Here is an 18,055-nt window from a genome sequence, read left to right on the forward strand (position 1 = left end):
ACTGTTATTCAAATGTCTTTTTACACTCAATATGTCTGTTTTTATTCTCAATTAGATGTTTTCTCTCCGTAATTTCCCTCTGTGACAGTTAGGGGGCGGAAGGTGGGATTGAAAGCCTTATTGTGTAGGCATTTCATTGAAAATATTCGGCATAATAGTTTATAAGCTTTGCCCCGTAAGGGTTTTGTGGTAATCAATCCTCAATGACCATAAAATCTACGCAAGCACCAAAAATCATAAGACTATCTAATCTTAGTTGTGTAGTAATTCTATTAATCATATCTTTCGCTTCCGACATAAAGAGGGTTAGAATATAGCAGATTGCAAGCAAGTGAACGGGGTAAAAACTGCTTCTTCCACTCCTGAATTTTGTTACATTTTCCAATCACTCATGTTCAGGTAGTGAAGGTAAAGAAATATTAACGCTGGTGTTAAAAAACATAAACTTTTTTTAATGCCATGGGAAATAATATTTTATTATGGGAAACATAAGCAAGGAAAATACTGGTATATTGGGTTCCTCAGTATTGATCTCTCATAAATAAATTCATTTGAAATATAGGTTTAAGGGTTGATGAGCAATGAATAAATATCTAATGAAAACGATTCATTATCAAGGATGGAAAATAGAAATATATCAGTTTTTTGCTAAAAATAGATTTGAAGTGATTTGCTATACTCCTGGTGGGAATAAACTTGACTATTCACAAATTTCTCTGCGGTGCTGGTTTAAGGAGGAATTTGCCATTGATGAAGCAAAGGAATTTATTGATTTAATCATCAGTAAACATAACTTTCATAGTATCCCCTCGGCAAATTGGGATGGTTTCGATTTATATAAAAGCCAGCAATCAGATTTATCAAAGTTAGCAGGTTAAGACAACCGCAAAGAGATCGCATTTGCACCAACACTACGAATAGAATATTACCATTTGTGGTTTAAAGCCAGTAACTCTAAAGCAGAGTTAGCATCCAAGGGTTGCGAAAAGTAATAACCTTGACCAAAATCACACCCTAATTCTCTCAAAACCGTTAGTTGTTCTGATGTTTCTATCCCTTCAGCGATCGCTTTCATCTCCATTTTATGCGCCAGGCTAATTATACTGGAAATTAAACCGATATTTCTAGGGCTTTGTTCCAAACAATTAACAAAGGACTTATCTATTTTTAAGGTATTGACTGGGAATCTGTGCAAATAACTTAAAGAAGAATACCCTGTGCCAAAATCATCAATGGATAATTGAATATTAGACTCTCGTAATATTTGCAAAATTGTAGTCGCAGCTTCACTGTTATCCATAATAGCACTTTCAGTAATTTCTAATTTTAAGTTTCGCGGATTTAAGTTAACATCTCGCCATGCTTGATCAATTATTTCTAACAAATTGGGATGGGAAAATAACCGCACCGAAATATTTACACCAATTGATATTTGCGGATCAATTACTGCCTGTTGTTGCCAACTCCGCAGTTGTTGACATGCTGTTTGTAACACCCATGTATCTATAATGGCAATTAATCCTGTCTCTTCAGCCACAGGAATAAAATCGGCTGGGGCTACCATTCCTAATGAGGGATGTTGCCAGCGGACTAAAGCTTCAAATCCACTAATTTTCCCTGTTTCAAAACAAACTATTGGTTGATAATAAACGAGAAATTCTTGTCTTTCAATTGCCCTTTTTAAATCATTTTCTAATTGCAGCAGTTTGAGAGCCTGCTGATACATATCTGGAGTAAATATACAATAGATATCTCTGCCTTTAGATTTAGCCCGATACATAGCTGTATCTGCATCTCGGAGCATTTCTTGGGGATTTTGATAAAGATTATTACTAAAAACAATGCCAATGCTAGCACTAATAAATACTTCTGCTCGTGATAATTGAAAAGGTACAGAAAGCTCTTTGAGAATCCTGTCAGCAATTAATTGTGGATAGCTAGAATCTACAATTTTATCTAATAAGATAGCAAATTCATCACCACCTAATCTAGCGATGGTGTCAGAATCTTTAATTAAAAGTTGTAGTCTTTTCCCTATAGCAATTAATAATTCATCCCCGACCAAATGACCTAAAGAATCGTTAATAACTTTAAAGCGATCACAATCTAAATATAAAACAGCAAACCGATAATCAGGGTTAAGGGGAATCAGTTGAATACTCTCGTTTAATTTCTCCATGAAAAAGGTGCGATTAAACAAATTTGTTAGGGGGTCATGTAAGGCTTTATATAAAAGTTTATTTTCTAATAACTCTCTTTCTTGTAATTCTCGTTTGAGTTCTTGATTGGCCAACTCTAACTGTAATGTCCGTTCTTGTACTCTTTTTTCTAATTCTATATTTAAATTTTTAATTTTTATTTCCGCTTCTTTTAGAGCTAATTGATTTTTAACTCGAATCAATACCTCTTCTGGCTGAAATGGCTTAGTAATATAATCCACTCCACCTACTTCAAAGGCTTTAACTTTATCAGGAATATCATCTATGGCACTGAGAAAAATAACAGGAATATCTTGGGTATTTTGATGATTTTTTAATTGCTGACAGACAGAATATCCATCTAAATCTGGCATCATTATATCTAGCAAAATTAAGTCTGGTACGAGACTATGGCAAGCAGTGATAGCTACATGACCATCTAAAGCTTTCCTGACCTTATAGCCCTGTTCCGTTAAAATTTTTGCTAATAATCTTAAGTTGTCAGGAGTATCATCAACAATCAAAATATCCTTTTGATTAGAATTTAAATTATTAATCATGATTTTGTGTTAAGTGCATGATTTTTTTAAATTGAAAATTTATAGTTAAATCTTCAATCGCTTGGGCTAATTGTGGATACTCATCTTTAATTTGAGCAATTAGTTCTAAAATAATATCGTCATTGCATTCAGTGGCAGATTGGTTAACTTTTTGCCGCCAATCTGAAGAAGTTTGCAATAATAGTTTCTGAATTTCTTCTTCATTAATATTTTTATTGTCTTGCTTCTGACTGGGGTTTAATTCATTACTAATTTGAGATTGATAAATATATTCTACATCTAAATGTTGGCTAATCTTTTTTAACAAAATATCTCTGGTGATAGGTTTAGCTAAAAAGTCGTCACAACCGGAAGCTAAGATGGCTTGGCGATTTTCTTCAAAAGCACTAGCTGTTAAAGCAATTACTTTTGTTTCTTTTCCTAGTATAGATTTAATTTTTTTTGTTGCTGCTAGACCATCCATGACAGGCATTCTCATATCCATGAGAATTAAATCTGGTTGCCAACTTTGGGATAGATTTACTGCTTCTTGTCCATTGGTTGCAGAGTAGACTGAAAATCCCATGTCTGTCAATATACGAATGAGTAACAGACGACTATCGGCCATATCATCAGCGACTAAAATTTTGGGTTGTGGCTGTTGTTGTTGTAAGGCAACAATTTGCAGTTGTGATTTTGGTGTTTTGAATTCGCTATTTGTAACTTCTGTAATAGTGACATCAAAAGTAAATAAACTCCCTACTCCTAAATTGCTACTGACCTGGATATCACCTCCCATCAATTGAGCATATTTCCGACTAATAGCTAAACCCAAACCCGTTCCTTGGGAAACTTGACTACCATTAGCTGTTTGTTTAAAAGGTTCAAAAATTAAACTAATATCTTCTGGAGCGATACCATGCCCAGTATCTTCAATTTCAAAAATCAGTTTATATTGATTAATTGCTGGTTCATTACTTTGGGTTTTTACCCTTAATGTCACTGTCCCAGTTTCTGTAAATTTGATGGCATTTCCCAATAAATTCAATAAGATTTGTCGCAGTTTACCTTCATCTGTACAGATATGATTAGGTAAGCCATTGTTATATTCAAATTTTAATTTCAAACCTTTCGATTCTGCTTTTAATTGCAGCATTTGCTGTAAGCCAGACAGAAAGTATAATAAATCAAATTCACTATTATTGATGGTAGTTCTACCAGCTTCGATTTTGGACATTTCCAAGATTTCATTAATCAGTGCTAACAAATGTTCTCCAGCACGATTAATAATATTAATATATTCCCTATTTTCCGATGACAGGGATTTGTCAGCACTCAAAATTTGTGTAAATCCAATAATAGCATTGAGTGGTGTTCTCAGTTCATGACTCATGTTGGCTAAAAACTCTGATTTAGCACGATTGGCAGTATCCGCAGCTAATAAAGCTTTTTGCAGTTCTACAGATTGTTTTTGAGTGCGGTCTAGTAATTCCACTTGCTGTAAAGCAATGCCTAATTGATTACCAATTTGCACGGCAATATTTACTTCTGTAGTTTTCCATTGCCGTGGGGCCGAATTTTGATAAACTGCCAGTAATCCCCAGAGAAGGTTATTAGAAAAAATGGGAACAATAATATAAGCTCTAGCTTCAAATTGTTCTAGTAATTGAATATAGCAGTCATCAAATCCAGCTTGATAAATATCATCAACAACTCGGTAACTAACTCCTTGACTATAAACTCCACCTCTTGTTTCTTTGAGATAGGTATCTTCGACTAAATTAGTAGTCCAATTTGACTGGTCATCTTCAGCTGCACTATCAAAGTTTTTGACTGTACAGCGGTCATTCGCAAGGACATTTTCTTGAAATTTAGGATTATTATTTTGTTCTTCCCATAGAGAAATCCATTGTCTCCCTACGGATTCTGCCACAAATTCTCCACTCCAATCGGCATTAAAGCGATAAACAACGACGCGATCGCAATTAATGGCTTGTCGCAGTTCTGAAGTTGTAGCCGTGAAAATAGCTTCTATATTTAGTGTTTGTCGCATTCTGCGAATAGCTTTGGCAAGTGCTTTTTCTCGTTCTGCACTTTCTTGCAAGGCTACTGCTGTGTGTTTGCGGGCTGTGATATCTTCAGAAATACACATCAAGTGGGTAATTTTGCCCTGATTGGTAATCGGTATTTGCAAAGTTCTGAGCCAAATTTCGGATCTTCCCGGACGATTCATTTGTATTTCGGGAATTTCTACTGTTTGATTTTCTGATAGTACCTTGAGGGCTTGTCCATGAAATATTTCCGCTTGGGATTTTGGCAATAAATCACACATATTTAAGCCAACTATTTGCTGTTGTTGACAGCCAAATATGTCTTGAAAAGCGGGATTGCAGAGAACAAAGTTACAATCATCTGCTACTTCCTGCACATAAAGAGCCAAAGGAATATTATCAATAATACTATTGAGAAATTGGCGAGATTCTCTTAATTCTTCCTCTAATTTTTTCCGTTCAGTAATATCAATATGGGAACCACTGAGACGATAGGGTATGCCTAACTCAGTGCGTAAAGCAGCACCCCTTGCAGATATCCAGCGATAGGAACCATCTTGATGTCGAGCGCGAAATTCTACTTCATAGATAGGAATTTGGTTGTTGAGATAGTCATGTAAAGCAGACATGACCTGTTCTCTATCGTCTGGGTGAATGGATTGTATCCATGTTTTCCAAGAGTTGGGTAGTTCTTCATTGGTATAGCCTAAAATACTTTTCCAACTGGATGATAAATAGACTTGATTGGTAACTAGATCCCAATCCCAAATACCAACGGCTGTGCCTTCGATGGCTAAGGCAAATCTAGTTTCACTTTCTTGTAAGGCTTCCTTTGCTTTTTTTTCTGTAGTGACGTTAATAAAGGTACAAACTAATCTTTCTAATGTATTATCTTCAGCTAACTGGGGTTCAATATTAAACAATAACCAAACTACATCTGTTGGAGAATTATTGTAGATGCCAACAATGCAATTATGGAGAGATTCATGATTAGTTAATGCCAGTTGGATAGGGTCTGCCTGGGGTGGAAATGGTTGACCATTTTCGTTGATAAAATGCCAATTCATTTCCTGAATATTTTGATTTTCCGCCCCTGTTTCTGGCAGTGATAACAGTTGACTAGCAACGGGGTTATGGAAGATAATTTTACCATTTGGTTCTAGGAGTAATACTCCTACAGGCATATCCCTAATCAGGGAACGAAAACGTTTTTCACTGGCTTCTAATGCTTCTTGTCGCAGCAATTTTTCTGCATAACGTCGGTCTAAGAATACCGTTGCTAAAGTGCCAATTAAGATGAAGAGACTAGCGATAGCAATTTCTAGACCTAGCCAAGAATTGAGCGATCGCTCAGGGATGTGATTCACCTGGGGTAAATCTGGTAACGTTTGAAACAGGCTAGCCCACATACCAGTATAGTGCATCGCGGTAATACCTATTCCCATGACGATCGCACTGTAGAGTTTTTGCAAATTAAATCCTGGCTGATGAGAACGGTGAAATCGAAAAGCTAGCCACAAAGCTAAAATAGCCGAAGCGATCGCTACTACTATGGATAAACCCACCAACCACAAGTTGTAGCTAATTGTTCCCCCTGTGATTTTCAACCCCAACATTCCCAGATAGTGCATAGAAGTGATGGCTAATCCCAGCATCACACCACCCCCAGTTAAGACTAGCCAATTCAATTCTGGTAATGTGAATAGCATTAATGCTAGTCCAGAAGCGATAATGGCATCTAACCAAGAGATAACGGTGATAGTGAAGTCATAATCCATAGCTAAAGGTAGCTTCAAAGCTGACATAGCAATAAAGTGCATAGCCCAAATTCCCGTACCCATAGCTACCGCACCACCTATAATCCAGGGTGATCGCTTTGTGGTATTAGATGTAACTTTGCCAGCTAAATCTAAGGCCGTGTAGGAGGCAAGAACTATAATGAGAAATGAACAAGCCACTAAAATAGGTTCGTAACTCACAAAGACAATTTCAGGCATAGGAAACTTGAGATATAGCTAACTTAGTTTTCTGTTGTGTCTTAACTAAAACTTCATCAAGGACGGATAAAGAAACATTAGTAAACGAGTAGATATAACAGGTAATACCGTGAAAAGTCTTTTGTGTTCTGGGTTTTATCATCAATGGATGTCCTAACACGGGCGATCGCTATAAATCTAAAAACCGTAATTATGCCTAAGCAAATAAACAACAAATCAGGTCAAGATGATGATAAGGCTTCATCTTTAGTTAAAGATAATTCCATGATTTAATCATTAGTTAACACTCAATTATAAGGTAGTTAAGCATTTATTCGCATTATCGAGCAACCATAGTTGAATATTCACCATCGCTGAATTAGGCAAATTGCATATTATGTATCATTTTTCAAGGATTTAGCATCATCCTATGTATTTTTAATGAAAATTGCATATATATTTGCTATATTTGTCTAAATTATATCTGGAAAAAAATAAAATTCCTATCTTTCAGGTAGCAGTATCTCGTAGAGATCCAAACAACACTACCCTGGTAATCTGTTCTCTATTGCCTATACCTACACTATGTCAACTATCAACATCTGTATTTAACCGGATATAATCTCACCTGCATTTCTAGAAAAATGATAGTGTAGAAATTTGCCCAGAGAAAATTAGGATTATTAGACCAGTTAACGACGGAGTTTTCACTAAATGATTATAGTTATCGATAACTATGACAGCTTTACATATAACTTAGTACAGTATCTAGGTGAACTGGCAGTAGATTTTCCTGTAGCTGCTGATTTAAAAGTTTTTCGCAACGATAAAATTACCATTGATGAAATTAGAGAATTAAATCCTGATGCTGTCGTCATTTCTCCTGGGCCTGGCCGTCCCGAAGATGCCGGTATTTCCCTCAATCTCATTGCCCAGCTAGGAAGCACTTTACCAATTTTAGGAGTTTGTTTAGGGCATCAAAGTATTGGTCAAGTGTTTGGCGGTAATATTGTTTCTGCCCCAGAATTGATGCACGGTAAAACCTCCCCAGTAGCTCATACTGGGATTGGAGTTTTTCAAGACCTAGAAAATCCTTTCACTGCAACCAGATATCATAGTTTGGTGATTGACCGCGCAACTTGCCCAGATGTCTTAGAAATTACTGCTTGGGTGGAAGACGGCACAATTATGGGAGTAAGACACCGGAACTATCCTCACATTCAAGGAGTCCAGTTTCATCCAGAGAGTGTTTTGACATCTTCGGGTAAGCAATTGCTGCGGAATTTCCTGGCACAATTACAGGTGAGAGAGTAGTTCATGAAACGACGACAATTAATCGGTTATGTAGGAACAGGTTTAGTAACGGCTGTGGCCACAAATATTGTTTCCTACTTACCAGCTAATGCCCAATCTAGCGGTGTATCTGTTCAGTGGTTGGGTCATACCTGCTTTCTATTTACAAGTGGGGGGACAAAAATTCTCGTCAACCCATTTCGGACTGTGGGTTGCACAGCTAAATATCGTCCTCCCAAGGTGAACGCAGATTTGGTACTCATTAGCAGTCAACTTTTGGATGAAGGTGCAGTTGATGGACTACCGGGAAACCCCAAACTAGTTTATGAACCGGGGGTGTATGAGTTTAAAGGAATTAAATTACAGGGAATTAGTATAGACCACGATCGCAAGGGTGGTAAACAATTTGGTAAAAACATTGCTTGGAAGTGGCAACAAGGGGGAGTGAATTTTTTACATTTAGGAGGGGCAGCTGCACCAATTTCCATTGAACAAAAAATTCTCATGGGTCGTCCTGATGTGCTGCTGATTCCTGTGGGTGGTAGTGGTAAGGCTTATAATGCAGAAGAAGCAAAACAAGCGATCGCAGTTTTAAATCCCAAGTTAATTATTCCCACCCATTACCGTACCCAAGCCGCTGACCCTGCGGCCTGTGACATTGCCCCCCTTGATGAATTTCTCAATATCATGTCAGGTACAGGAATTCAACGCAGTAACGTCGATAATGTGGTGCTTAGTCCCAAGAATTTGCCAGAAAAAGCTACTATTCAGGTTTTGAGTTATAAGTTTTGAGTTGGTTGGTGATGACTGACAACTATGTTCAGGTTGATAAACCACATTTTAATGGCAGTTTCGCGCTAAGACGCAAAGGAGCAAAGATGCAAAGTTATATCAAGTTCTGATATATGTTGAAAGCGATCGCCCTCCGAGAAGTGAAAGGAGCGATCGCTATTTAGTTAGAAGTTATATTTAGAGAAATTAAATTAGGCGGTATACCATTCTGGTGTTAGCTTATCTGCTTCAGAAATAGCAGATTCGGAAGCTATGGTTCCCTTCATATTCCAAATGAAATCTCCACCTGTCTGCTGGTCACGCCAGTATACATCAGTGGTGCCATTACCATCAAAGTCACCAAGGGAGAAGGTTAAATTAGCTGCATTACTGGGGAGGAAGGCTTCTTCATTAATATTTATGCCATCCATCAACCAAGCAGTGTTAGCGCCTGATTGAGAGTTATGCCAGAATACATCAGTTTTGCCATCACCATTCAAATCAGCCACTTTAGCAGTCCAACCAGTACCCAAGGTATTTAGCGCACCTTCAGTTACGAAGATACCGTTCATTGTCCACACTTTGTTTTCACCGGTGGCTGAGTTAGTCCAGAGAACATCTGTTTTGAAGTCGCCGTTAAAGTCGCCCAAGTTATAAGTCCAATTGGTATCTTGGGTTTGCAGGGCATATGGATTAGCTTGACCACCATCCATGAACCAAACAGCATTTTCACCTGTAATACTGTTGCGCCAGAAGATGTCACTCTTACCATTACCATCAAAATCAACGATGGTAGCAGTCAATGATGCGTCTGTAGAATCTAGAACTGTGGCATTAACAACATTGATTCCATCCATTTGCCAGATGGCGTTTTGACCAGTTTGAGTATTGCGCCAGAAAATATCGGTTTTGCGATCGCCATTAAAATCACCGATATTCGCATTCCAGCCAGCATCAACTCGATCTAAAGCTACAACGTTAGATACCTTTGTCCCATCCATTAGTACCAAAACGTTTTCACCTGTGCTTTTATTTCTTAATAAGAAATCGGTTTTGTTATCACCGTTAAAATCAGCAACGTTGTAGTTCCAAGTGGTCAAATCATATTGACCTAGAGATGATTGTTCAAGAACTTGTGTACCGTTCATCAAGCGAATTAAAATTTCGCCTGTTTGCACGTTTACCCACAGTTTGTCCACTCTTCCATCGCCGTTAAAGTCAGGCACAATAGCCGCACTAGTCAAATAGGGATTGGGGTTAGGGTTAACGCTGCCTGTAGGAATTGAGGGTAGGGCATCTAATGGAGATGTAGAACCTTCTTCAAAGCTTCCTGCTGAACTTTTGCTGACAAATGAAGAATCTAGAGATGTTGTCAAAGATTGTGATGTTTTCAGAGAAGAAGCGCCAAATGCAGATGTATTTAAAGATAATCCAGAAGCTGATGAATTGTTTTCAATCATGGTCTGTTGTTATGAGTAATTAATATAAAGTTTTAGTTTGTTTGATATGAAGATTCTGTAAATAAAAAACATTTGCTAATTTTATTTTTGGCAAATGTCATTATTTATAAATATTTTTTTGATGTTAATAGATGAACTTTTTAATTAGTCAAGTGACTTTAGATAGAAGATTTTGCAGCAATATAAATGTCATTATTTCTAGATAAAGTAAGGAATTAAAAATAAAAATAAATAATTTGTGCCCAGACCAACAATCTATCTAGCCGCTTTGACTTTAAATTGGAAATAAACAGTGTGTGATGGTATGTGCTCAAAGCCAATAATTTAAATCAGGATGTTTAGGTATTGATAAAATAATCAATTTTGAGGCTGTAATCATACCAAATCGAATAATATTGGCAACACATGATTACCCCACTCGCACTATCGTGCACCCTCCCCGCTTGCGGGGAGGGTTGGGGAGGGGTTTGCTCAATGTGTTGGTTGCTTTTGGCGAATTGGTATAAAATACGAATTTTCGTGAGAAATAATTGGGACGATGCTAAAATTTAACGCACCGTTGCTGTGTCATCATTACGGTGCGCCACTAAAGTATTCTTATGATTTAACTTGCCTAGTTCTATAGCTGATTATTGGTCAGAAAATCATCTACTTCAGCCCCAGTGGGTTGAGATGCGATCGCACCTGGTTTCAGGGTAGTCAGCGCCCCTACGGCACTGGCATAGGTCACAATTTGTTTGGCTGTCTCCCCATCACTCAAGCTGTGAATACCTAATTGACCCAACTGGTGGATAAACCCAGCTAAAAAACTATCTCCTGCACCGGTTGTATCCACCACAGATATAGGGAAAGCGGGTAATTTACCTTCATTTTCACTTAAACAATAAGCACAACCATGTTCACCATCTGTGACTAAAACTCCTTCCACTGTGTTGAGTCGATAAGTAATTGCGCCAGGGTCAGCAGTATCAAATAGCCATTCAGCTTCTTCCTTCGTTAGCTTTAAAAAATCACACCGTTTTAATAACCCCTGAATTTTTTGCCGTGCCACCTGTTCATCTTGCCAAAATACAGGTCGCCAATTTACATCCAAAACAATTTTCAAGTCGTATTGTTCCGCCAAATCTAAAGCACGCAAAATCGCCTGCTCACTTTCAGGATAAGCTAACTCCAAAGTACCTAAAATCAAAAAATCTGCATCTGTAAATAAATCTGGTGGTATGAGTTGGGCTTGCAGCTTAGTATCAGCAAATTCTGAGGTCTGATAATTCCCAAATCCTGCAAAAGAGCGATCGCCCCCCAAATCCCTGACCACATATACTTGTCTTGTGGGTGCAGTAGGATGACGCTGTACACCAGTGGTATTCACTCCCACTTCTTCTAATAACTTTACCAGTCCATTTCCTGACTCATCCTCGCCCACTGCACCAATAAATCCTGCTGGTGTCCCTAATTTCACCACAGCACAAGCCACATTTGCAGGTGCCCCTCCTGGGTAGGGAGTCCAAGACTGTACATCTTCCAGTTTTAACCCCAACTGATCAGCTAAACAGTCAAACAGAATTTCGCCAAGGCATAAAACACGAGGATTAGTCATTGCATTTTCAATTTTAGATTTGGCAGCAGAACTTGTGAACTTAAGTATAAAAATACAATAAACTCTTGTATCTGTCGCCAGTCCTTCACACAATGCAATAGCAATCTTTGCTACTAAAATCAGTCATATACGCTCTTAATATATTTATCATCAGGTATCAGTATATTCTGTACTTGATTTCATATTTTAGTGATAAATAAAACATTTTGCTTATTTTTTGCCAACTAATCTGTGAGCAATTTGCTTTGTATAGCAAGGGGGACAAGGGGGACAAGGGAGACAAGGGAGACAAGGGGGAAAAGAATATTTTCTTTTTCCTTCCCCTCTCCTCTACTCCTCCTCTTCTCTACACCCCCTCTCCTCTACTCCTCCTCTCCTCTACCCCCCCTCTCTTTCTATTTTTCCCTCACACCCTACACCCCACATCCCACACTCAACCTTCCCAAGTACATTTGTGATCTAGATGATATTGGGAGCATTTGCAACCCCTACATCTAAAAGAATCTTCTAGAATGAGAAATAACCATAAGTACATATACCAAGGGAGGAAAAAATAAGTCATGGCTGCTAGTGAGTCTCAGACCCCCGTTAGTCTGTCAGACCGTGAACTGCAAATAATTGACTTAGTGGCCGCTGGCTTAACTAACCAAGATATTGCAGCAAAACTGGAAATCAGCAAACGTACAGTTGATAACCATATCAGCAACATTCTCACCAAGACCAAAACTGATAACCGCGTGGCTTTAGTTCGTTGGGCTTTACAGTGGGGTAAAGTTTGCTTAAATGACGTTAATTGCTGTCCTCTTCCAAACCAAGGTGAAGACACCACGCACTAGTCAATTGCTACTCACCTGTTCTGGTATGCAAGGAAGTCAAATTCGAGGTTGACTGATTGTTCTTCTCCTCACGCCTTTTTATCAGTGTGAACCTCTACCATTAGTTCTGTTTGTCGCTATCAGAACCCAGGAACGAAAATTCCCCTCTTGATTCAGCAGTACAAAGAACCAAGAGCAGGATTATACATAAAGCGTCCAAGATGAAAGTCATCCTCACAATCTACCCAAAGGCAGATTTTTTGGATTTGGTTGAGGTGGGTTTATCCCACCTCTTCATCGAAATTAATAACAAAAATTAGCAACTATCTACTGGCACAAGGGTTACATTTGAAGGAAACCTATTTAAATTTTGGATTTGAGATTTTGGATTTGAGATTGGGAGTCTGTTTCTGGATCTGGATTTTATCTAACTGGACAGAGTGGTGAGGATATCCACTCCTAAAAAGGTTTATTCATTATCCATTCCTACAGGGATACATCTCATTATTTGGCAAATTGGTATAACTATGAATAATTTCGCTGGTTTTTCAGGTGATTCATCTTCCTTTAACTTTTTAAACTTTGACTTTCCTGCACCCCATCCTGGTCAAGATGCTGATTTACTCCAACAGTTATCCTTTATTCCTGGGTTAAAGGAAATCCTCATGCTGCGACAAGTTCACGCCTTAGAACATGCTACAGTATGGATTCTCAGCGAAACTAGAAATATTAATTCACCCCATATCCGTCCTACAACTGTCCAATTAGACAATGAACTTTTAGGCGGTTTATCAACAGAAAATGGTTTTTACTTATATGGAGAAGTGAATATTAGTGATTTAAGACGGGCTGTGGTAGTTGCCCAAAATCGCCTGACCAGTGGAGAATGGGATTTAGCTGTTCATCCTCGATGTGGTACTAATTTATCAGTCGCTATGCTGTTAACGGCTGGTTTAGCGGTGAGTGTCCATCTCATGTTTCCATTTAGACCGATTGAACAATTGATTGGTTTAGGGTTAGCTGCAACCACAGCCGCAGAAATAGCACCTGATGTAGGTTCCTTAGCCCAGCGTTATTTAACTACAGCGATTCCCTTTAATTTAGTCATTGAAAATATTACTATTGCTCGTGATATATGGGGAAGACCAGGGCATTTTGTCAAGGTGAGTTGGCGAGAAAACAATTAAAAATTCAAAATTGATTTAGTCAAAACAAATTAATGAGGAAACTTTATTTTTTATTGCCGGGAACAACTGGTAAATTTGCTTGTGGTGGTTTGTGGGCAGAGTTAAAAACGGTGGCATTAGCACAACAACTTTGTGCCGCAGAGGTTGTCACCTATCGGCAAAGAGAACAAGATAAATTGTTTTTAGATGATTTGCTGAAAAATCAAGATTTAGATGATGTTATCTTTGTCATTAGTTGGGGTTTTGATTGCGGAAAACTGGCGAAGAAACTGCATAAATATCATGTTGTTTATCATGCCCACAGTGCTGGGTATAATTTCCAGATGCCTTCTAGGGTTCCGATTATTACTGTTAGTCGTAACACCTTAGGATATTGGGGACAAAAAGCACCAAATTCTCTACTTTATTATTTACCAAATCAAATTGGTGAGGAATTTCAAAATTTTCATCAAGAAAGAGATATTGATGTATTGATTCAGGTGCGGAAATCTTCTGAATATCTAATGAAATTATTAATTCCCGCTTTGGAAAAACAATGTCAAGTCTGCGTAGTCAGTTCCTATGTAGAGGATTTACCGGGTTTATTTAATCGCGCCAAAATCTATCTTTATGATTCCGCTGAATATTGGGCACAACAAAGAGTAACAGAAGGGTTTGGTTTACAGCCAATGGAAGCACTAGCTTGCGGTTGTCAAGTATTTTCCAGTGTGAATGGTGGGTTGTCTGATTATTTAGACCCTGGCTTTAATTGTTATAAAATTGCAGGTTATTCTTTAGAATATGATGTACAAAGAATTTTAAAGGTTCTCCAATCTCCCTTATGCTTAACGTTACCAGAGACAGTATTAGCAGAATATCGACAAGAGAATATCATCAAACGATTGAGAGTAATTTTGACGGAGATAAACGAATTTTTTGACCACCAGAAAAAATTTCCAGCAAATCTGCCTGAATTGACAACTATTCGATTAGCTAAACTCTTTACACAAACAATATTTGCTAAACTGAAAAAGAAATATTTGCAGGGTGGTTAAAAAGAGGCATGAGTAGGCGATTATTAGTGACTGGGGGTGCAGGTTTTATTGGTGCTAATTTCGTGCATCACTGGTGTCAGACATATCCTGAAGATCGGATTGTGGTATTAGATGCGCTGACCTACGCTGGTAATCGTGAGAATTTGGCTGCGGTGGAGTCAAGAGAAAATTTTCAGTTTATATATGGGGATATATGCGATCGCTCCCTTGTGGATCATATCCTAGCAGCAGAAGAAATTGATGCGATCGCTCATTTCGCGGCTGAGTCCCACGTAGACCGTTCCATTCTTGGTCCTGGTGCATTTGTCCAAACCAATGTGGTAGGAACTTTCACCCTCCTAGAAGCCTTTCGTCAACATTGGCAAAATGCAGGCAAACCAGAAGCATATCGTTTTCTTCATGTATCTACCGATGAAGTTTACGGCAGTCTTGGCCCCAATGACCCATCTTTTTCTGAAACCACACCCTATGCTCCCAACAGTCCCTATTCTGCTTCCAAAGCTGGCAGCGACCATTTAGTTCGTGCCTATTATCATACCTATCAATTACCCACAATTATCACCAATTGCTCTAATAATTACGGTGCTTATCAGTTTCCAGAAAAATTAATTCCCTTGATGTGTATTCATATTTTAATGGGTAAACAATTGCCTGTTTATGGTGATGGCAAAAACGTCAGAGATTGGCTATATGTTAACGACCATTGTCGTGCTTTAGATGTGGTAATTAATCGGGGAACACCAGGAGAAACTTATAATATTGGTGGTAATAACGAAGTTGAAAATATTAGTTTGGTGCAGAATTTATGCCAAATCATGGATGAATTATCACCTAATTTACCAGTGAGTCCAGCCGCAAATTTAATTACCTTTGTCAAAGATAGACCAGGGCACGACCGACGCTATGCAATTAATGCCAATAAATTAACAACAGAATTAGGTTGGACACCATCTGTCACCATCACCACAGGTTTACGTTTGACTGTGGAATGGTATCTGCAAAATCGTGATTGGTGGGAACCACTTCTATCTGAGGAATATCAAGCTTATTATTGGCAAAATTACGTTGCTTCGACAATTAAAACGTAAAATTCCATCAGCACTACACAATTACTACTTTCATTGATTATCCTAGAAGAGTCGGGGAATCAACTGAGTAAATATTGTCAGCAGGTGCTAGATGCTGCAAGTAAAAGAGATTTTACAAGAAAGATATCAATTAGAACGCCAATTGGGTAATAATGGCATTCGCCAAACTTGGTTAGCGCAAGATTTACAAGCAACTGAAGCAGCACAGTCTTTAGTTGTCTTGAAACTTCTAGCCTTTGGTGGTGCTGTCCAGTGGGATGATTTAAAATTGTTTGAGAGAGAAGCCCAAATTCTCAAACAGTTAGACCATCCCCGCATTCCCCAATATCTTGATTATTTCTGTATTGATGAACGGACATTGTGGTTTGGTTTAGTTCAAGAATATATTGCTGGTGAATCTCTCAAAGAAAAACTGCAAAATGGCACCAGGTTTACAGAAAATCAAACTCGCAAAATCGCAGTTGATGTACTGAAAATTCTCATATATCTCCATGAATTAAATCCAGGAGTTTTACACCGAGATATTAAACCAAGTAATTTAATTTGGGGAGAAGATAATAAAATTTATTTAGTTGATTTTGGCGCTGTGCAAGATAGAGCAGCGAAAGAAGGTGCGACTTTTACCGTAGTAGGTACTTATGGTTACGCACCGATGGAACAGTTTGGTGGTAGGGCTGTTCCAGCATCAGACCTTTATGCTTTGGGAGCGACTTTAATTCATTTACTCACAGGAATTGCCCCCGCAGATTTACCTCAAAAAGATTTAAGATGGCAATTTGTAGATAAAGTTCATACCAGCCAGGTTTTTGTTAATTGGTTGCAAAAACTGACAGAACCTTCCCCAGAGGAACGGTTTACTAGTGCGCGAGTAGCTTTTGATGCCTTAAAAGCTGGTAAAGCTATTCAATTGTCACATGAGAATAAATTTTTAAAAGTCAAAGAATTTGTCAATAATTCTGGCTGTGGAATTAGAAACACTAACGAAAAAGTACCAGAAGAAATCCTGGGTTGGAATTGGGGTGCGTTTCTCCTACCTTGGCTGTGGTCGTGGACAAATAATGTCTGGATAGGGTTATTTTCTCTTATACCCCACATTGGCTGGGGAATGGCGATCGCTCTCGGAGCTAACGGCAATGAATGGGCCTGGAGGAGTAGAGAATGGCGCAGTATAGAACATTTTAAAGCCCATCAGAGAGGTTGGGCGATCGCTGGGATGATGATTGGTGCACCCTTAAGTATTCTCATGTGGTACTTAGCAATCATGTTACTAGGTCACTGGTTTTAAAGTTCAAAAGAGACGTTCTTCAGAACGTCCCTTCCATCTCTGATTTACGCCTCAATCAAACCCACAGGACAAGCCACATTAGTCCCACCTAAACCGCAATATCCACCAGGATTTTTGGCTAAATACTGCTGATGATATTCCTCAGCATAGTAAAACTCAGGTGCATCTATAATTTCTGTGGTAATTTCCCCATATCCAGCTTTGCTGAGTGCTTCCTGATAAGCATCTTTAGCAGCCTCTGCTAACTGTTTTTGTTGAGGTGAATAAACATAAATACCTGAACGGTACTGAGTCCCAGTATCATTACCTTGACGCATTCCTTGGGTGGGGTTATGGCTTTCCCAGAACACTTGCAGCAGTCGAGAATAGCTCACCACTTTCGGGTCAAACACCACTAAAACCACTTCATTATGACCAGTTAAACCTGTACAGACTTCCCTATAAGTTGGGTTGGGGGTATAACCAGCAGCGTAACCAACCGCAGTGGTGTAAACTCCTTCCAATTGCCAAAACTTCCGTTCTGCACCCCAAAAACAACCCAAGCCAAACATCGCTGTTTCTAGACCGGCTGGAAAAGGAGGTACCAGAGAGTTACCATTGACATAGTGGTGTGTTGGCACGGGCATTTTTTCTGCTCGTCCTGGCAAAGCATGTTCAGGCTTCACCATCGTCAGTTTTTTACTAAATCCAAATAATCCCATTGATTTGATGACTGTTATAAATGATTGCTGTACTCATATATGGTAATCTAAAGGGTTTGG

14 protein-coding genes are annotated in these 18,055 nt (G+C 38.5%); 9 read left to right on the forward strand and 5 right to left on the reverse strand.

Annotated elements, in window-relative coordinates; translation table 11 throughout:
- Window positions 1-581: 581 nt before the first annotated feature.
- Complete coding sequence (locus H6G73_RS13695; protein WP_190605313.1) at window positions 582-878, forward strand: hypothetical protein; 297 nt, start codon at window positions 582-584, stop codon at window positions 876-878.
- Window positions 879-925: 47 nt separating this feature from the next.
- On the opposite strand, the gene H6G73_RS13700 is transcribed toward H6G73_RS13695, so the two are convergent.
- Both H6G73_RS13700 and H6G73_RS13705 read right to left on the reverse strand, forming a co-directional pair.
- Window positions 926-2,758 carry a two-component system response regulator gene (locus H6G73_RS13700; protein WP_190605315.1) on the reverse strand — a complete coding sequence of 611 codons (1,833 nt, stop codon included), beginning with the start codon at window positions 2,756-2,758 and terminating at the stop codon, window positions 926-928.
- Window positions 2,751-6,785: a PAS domain S-box protein gene (locus tag H6G73_RS13705; RefSeq protein WP_190605317.1), complete on the reverse strand. Its 4,035-nt coding sequence runs from the start codon at window positions 6,783-6,785 to the stop codon at window positions 2,751-2,753. Before H6G73_RS13705 ends, H6G73_RS13700 begins: the two co-directional genes overlap by 8 nt.
- Window positions 6,786-6,929: 144 nt before the next feature.
- On the opposite strand from H6G73_RS13705, the gene H6G73_RS24845 reads away from it, so the two are divergent.
- The 3 genes from H6G73_RS24845 (at window position 6,930) to H6G73_RS13715 (ending at window position 8,849) form a co-directional block, all read left to right on the forward strand.
- Entirely contained in the window at window positions 6,930-7,058 is a 129-nt protein-coding gene (locus tag H6G73_RS24845; protein ID WP_256443783.1) for a hypothetical protein, read from the forward strand.
- 420 nt (window positions 7,059-7,478) lie between these two features.
- The gene (locus H6G73_RS13710) at window positions 7,479-8,078 is read left to right on the forward strand and encodes an anthranilate synthase component II (RefSeq protein WP_190605319.1); all 600 of its coding nucleotides are present in this window, start codon (window positions 7,479-7,481) and stop codon (window positions 8,076-8,078) included.
- Between the two features lie 3 nt (window positions 8,079-8,081).
- A complete protein-coding gene (locus H6G73_RS13715; protein ID WP_190605321.1) occupies window positions 8,082-8,849 on the forward strand; it encodes an MBL fold metallo-hydrolase in 768 nt (255 codons plus the stop codon).
- A 191-nt stretch (window positions 8,850-9,040) separates the two neighbouring features.
- On the opposite strand, the gene H6G73_RS13720 is transcribed toward H6G73_RS13715, so the two are convergent.
- Together H6G73_RS13720 and H6G73_RS13725 are read right to left on the reverse strand one after the other, a co-directional pair.
- A complete protein-coding gene (locus tag H6G73_RS13720; RefSeq protein WP_190605323.1) occupies window positions 9,041-10,288 on the reverse strand; it encodes an FG-GAP repeat domain-containing protein in 1,248 nt (415 codons plus the stop codon).
- Window positions 10,289-10,907: 619 nt separating this feature from the next.
- Window positions 10,908-11,885: a carbohydrate kinase family protein gene (locus H6G73_RS13725; RefSeq protein WP_190605326.1), complete on the reverse strand. Its 978-nt coding sequence runs from the start codon at window positions 11,883-11,885 to the stop codon at window positions 10,908-10,910.
- Window positions 11,886-12,445: 560 nt separating this feature from the next.
- On the opposite strand from H6G73_RS13725, the gene pedR reads away from it, so the two are divergent.
- The 5 genes from pedR to H6G73_RS13750 all read left to right on the forward strand — a co-directional run bounded on the left by pedR (window position 12,446) and on the right by H6G73_RS13750 (window position 17,294).
- Window positions 12,446-12,721 carry a photosynthetic electron transport-dependent transcriptional regulator PedR gene (gene pedR / locus H6G73_RS13730; RefSeq protein WP_190605328.1) on the forward strand — a complete coding sequence of 92 codons (276 nt, stop codon included), beginning with the start codon at window positions 12,446-12,448 and terminating at the stop codon, window positions 12,719-12,721.
- A gap of 506 nt (window positions 12,722-13,227) precedes the next feature.
- Window positions 13,228-13,887, forward strand: coding sequence for a DUF6391 domain-containing protein (locus tag H6G73_RS13735; protein WP_190605330.1), 660 nt, complete (start codon window positions 13,228-13,230; stop codon window positions 13,885-13,887).
- Window positions 13,888-13,919: 32 nt separating this feature from the next.
- Window positions 13,920-14,921 (forward strand): glycosyltransferase, encoded by a 1,002-nt coding sequence (locus H6G73_RS13740; RefSeq protein WP_190605333.1) that lies wholly within the window; start codon window positions 13,920-13,922, stop codon window positions 14,919-14,921.
- An 8-nt stretch (window positions 14,922-14,929) separates the two neighbouring features.
- Window positions 14,930-16,009 (forward strand): dTDP-glucose 4,6-dehydratase, encoded by a 1,080-nt coding sequence (gene rfbB, locus H6G73_RS13745; RefSeq protein ID WP_190605335.1) that lies wholly within the window; start codon window positions 14,930-14,932, stop codon window positions 16,007-16,009.
- A 91-nt stretch (window positions 16,010-16,100) separates the two neighbouring features.
- Window positions 16,101-17,294: a serine/threonine protein kinase gene (locus H6G73_RS13750; RefSeq protein WP_190605338.1), complete on the forward strand. Its 1,194-nt coding sequence runs from the start codon at window positions 16,101-16,103 to the stop codon at window positions 17,292-17,294.
- Between the two features lie 44 nt (window positions 17,295-17,338).
- Here the strand turns inward: H6G73_RS13750 and msrA are convergent, their stop codons facing one another.
- Entirely contained in the window at window positions 17,339-17,995 is a 657-nt protein-coding gene (gene msrA / locus H6G73_RS13755) for a peptide-methionine (S)-S-oxide reductase MsrA (protein WP_190605339.1), read from the reverse strand.
- Between the last annotated feature and the right edge of the window lie 60 nt (window positions 17,996-18,055).

Source organism: Richelia sinica FACHB-800, assembly GCF_014698825.1.
In the GTDB taxonomy this organism is placed as follows: domain Bacteria; phylum Cyanobacteriota; class Cyanobacteriia; order Cyanobacteriales; family Nostocaceae; genus FACHB-800.

Excerpts from the sequence above, each read along its gene's own strand:
- H6G73_RS13705 (WP_190605317.1), bottom strand. The coding sequence starts at position 6,785 with ATGCCTGAAATTGTCTTTGTGAGTTACGAACCTATTTTAGTGGCTTGT.
- pedR (WP_190605328.1), top strand. The coding sequence starts at position 12,446 with ATGGCTGCTAGTGAGTCTCAGACCCCCGTTAGTCTGTCAGACCGTGAA.
- rfbB (WP_190605335.1), top strand. The coding sequence starts at position 14,930 with ATGAGTAGGCGATTATTAGTGACTGGGGGTGCAGGTTTTATTGGTGCT.
- H6G73_RS13720 (WP_190605323.1), bottom strand. The coding sequence starts at position 10,288 with ATGATTGAAAACAATTCATCAGCTTCTGGATTATCTTTAAATACATCT.
- H6G73_RS13715 (WP_190605321.1), top strand. The coding sequence starts at position 8,082 with ATGAAACGACGACAATTAATCGGTTATGTAGGAACAGGTTTAGTAACG.
- H6G73_RS13710 (WP_190605319.1), top strand. The coding sequence starts at position 7,479 with ATGATTATAGTTATCGATAACTATGACAGCTTTACATATAACTTAGTA.
- H6G73_RS13750 (WP_190605338.1), top strand. The coding sequence starts at position 16,101 with ATGCTGCAAGTAAAAGAGATTTTACAAGAAAGATATCAATTAGAACGC.
- H6G73_RS13700 (WP_190605315.1), bottom strand. The coding sequence starts at position 2,758 with ATGATTAATAATTTAAATTCTAATCAAAAGGATATTTTGATTGTTGAT.
- H6G73_RS13725 (WP_190605326.1), bottom strand. The coding sequence starts at position 11,885 with ATGACTAATCCTCGTGTTTTATGCCTTGGCGAAATTCTGTTTGACTGT.
- msrA (WP_190605339.1), bottom strand. The coding sequence starts at position 17,995 with ATGGGATTATTTGGATTTAGTAAAAAACTGACGATGGTGAAGCCTGAA.
- H6G73_RS13740 (WP_190605333.1), top strand. The coding sequence starts at position 13,920 with ATGAGGAAACTTTATTTTTTATTGCCGGGAACAACTGGTAAATTTGCT.
- H6G73_RS13695 (WP_190605313.1), top strand. The coding sequence starts at position 582 with ATGAATAAATATCTAATGAAAACGATTCATTATCAAGGATGGAAAATA.
- H6G73_RS24845 (WP_256443783.1), top strand. The coding sequence starts at position 6,930 with ATGGATGTCCTAACACGGGCGATCGCTATAAATCTAAAAACCGTAATT.
- H6G73_RS13735 (WP_190605330.1), top strand. The coding sequence starts at position 13,228 with ATGAATAATTTCGCTGGTTTTTCAGGTGATTCATCTTCCTTTAACTTT.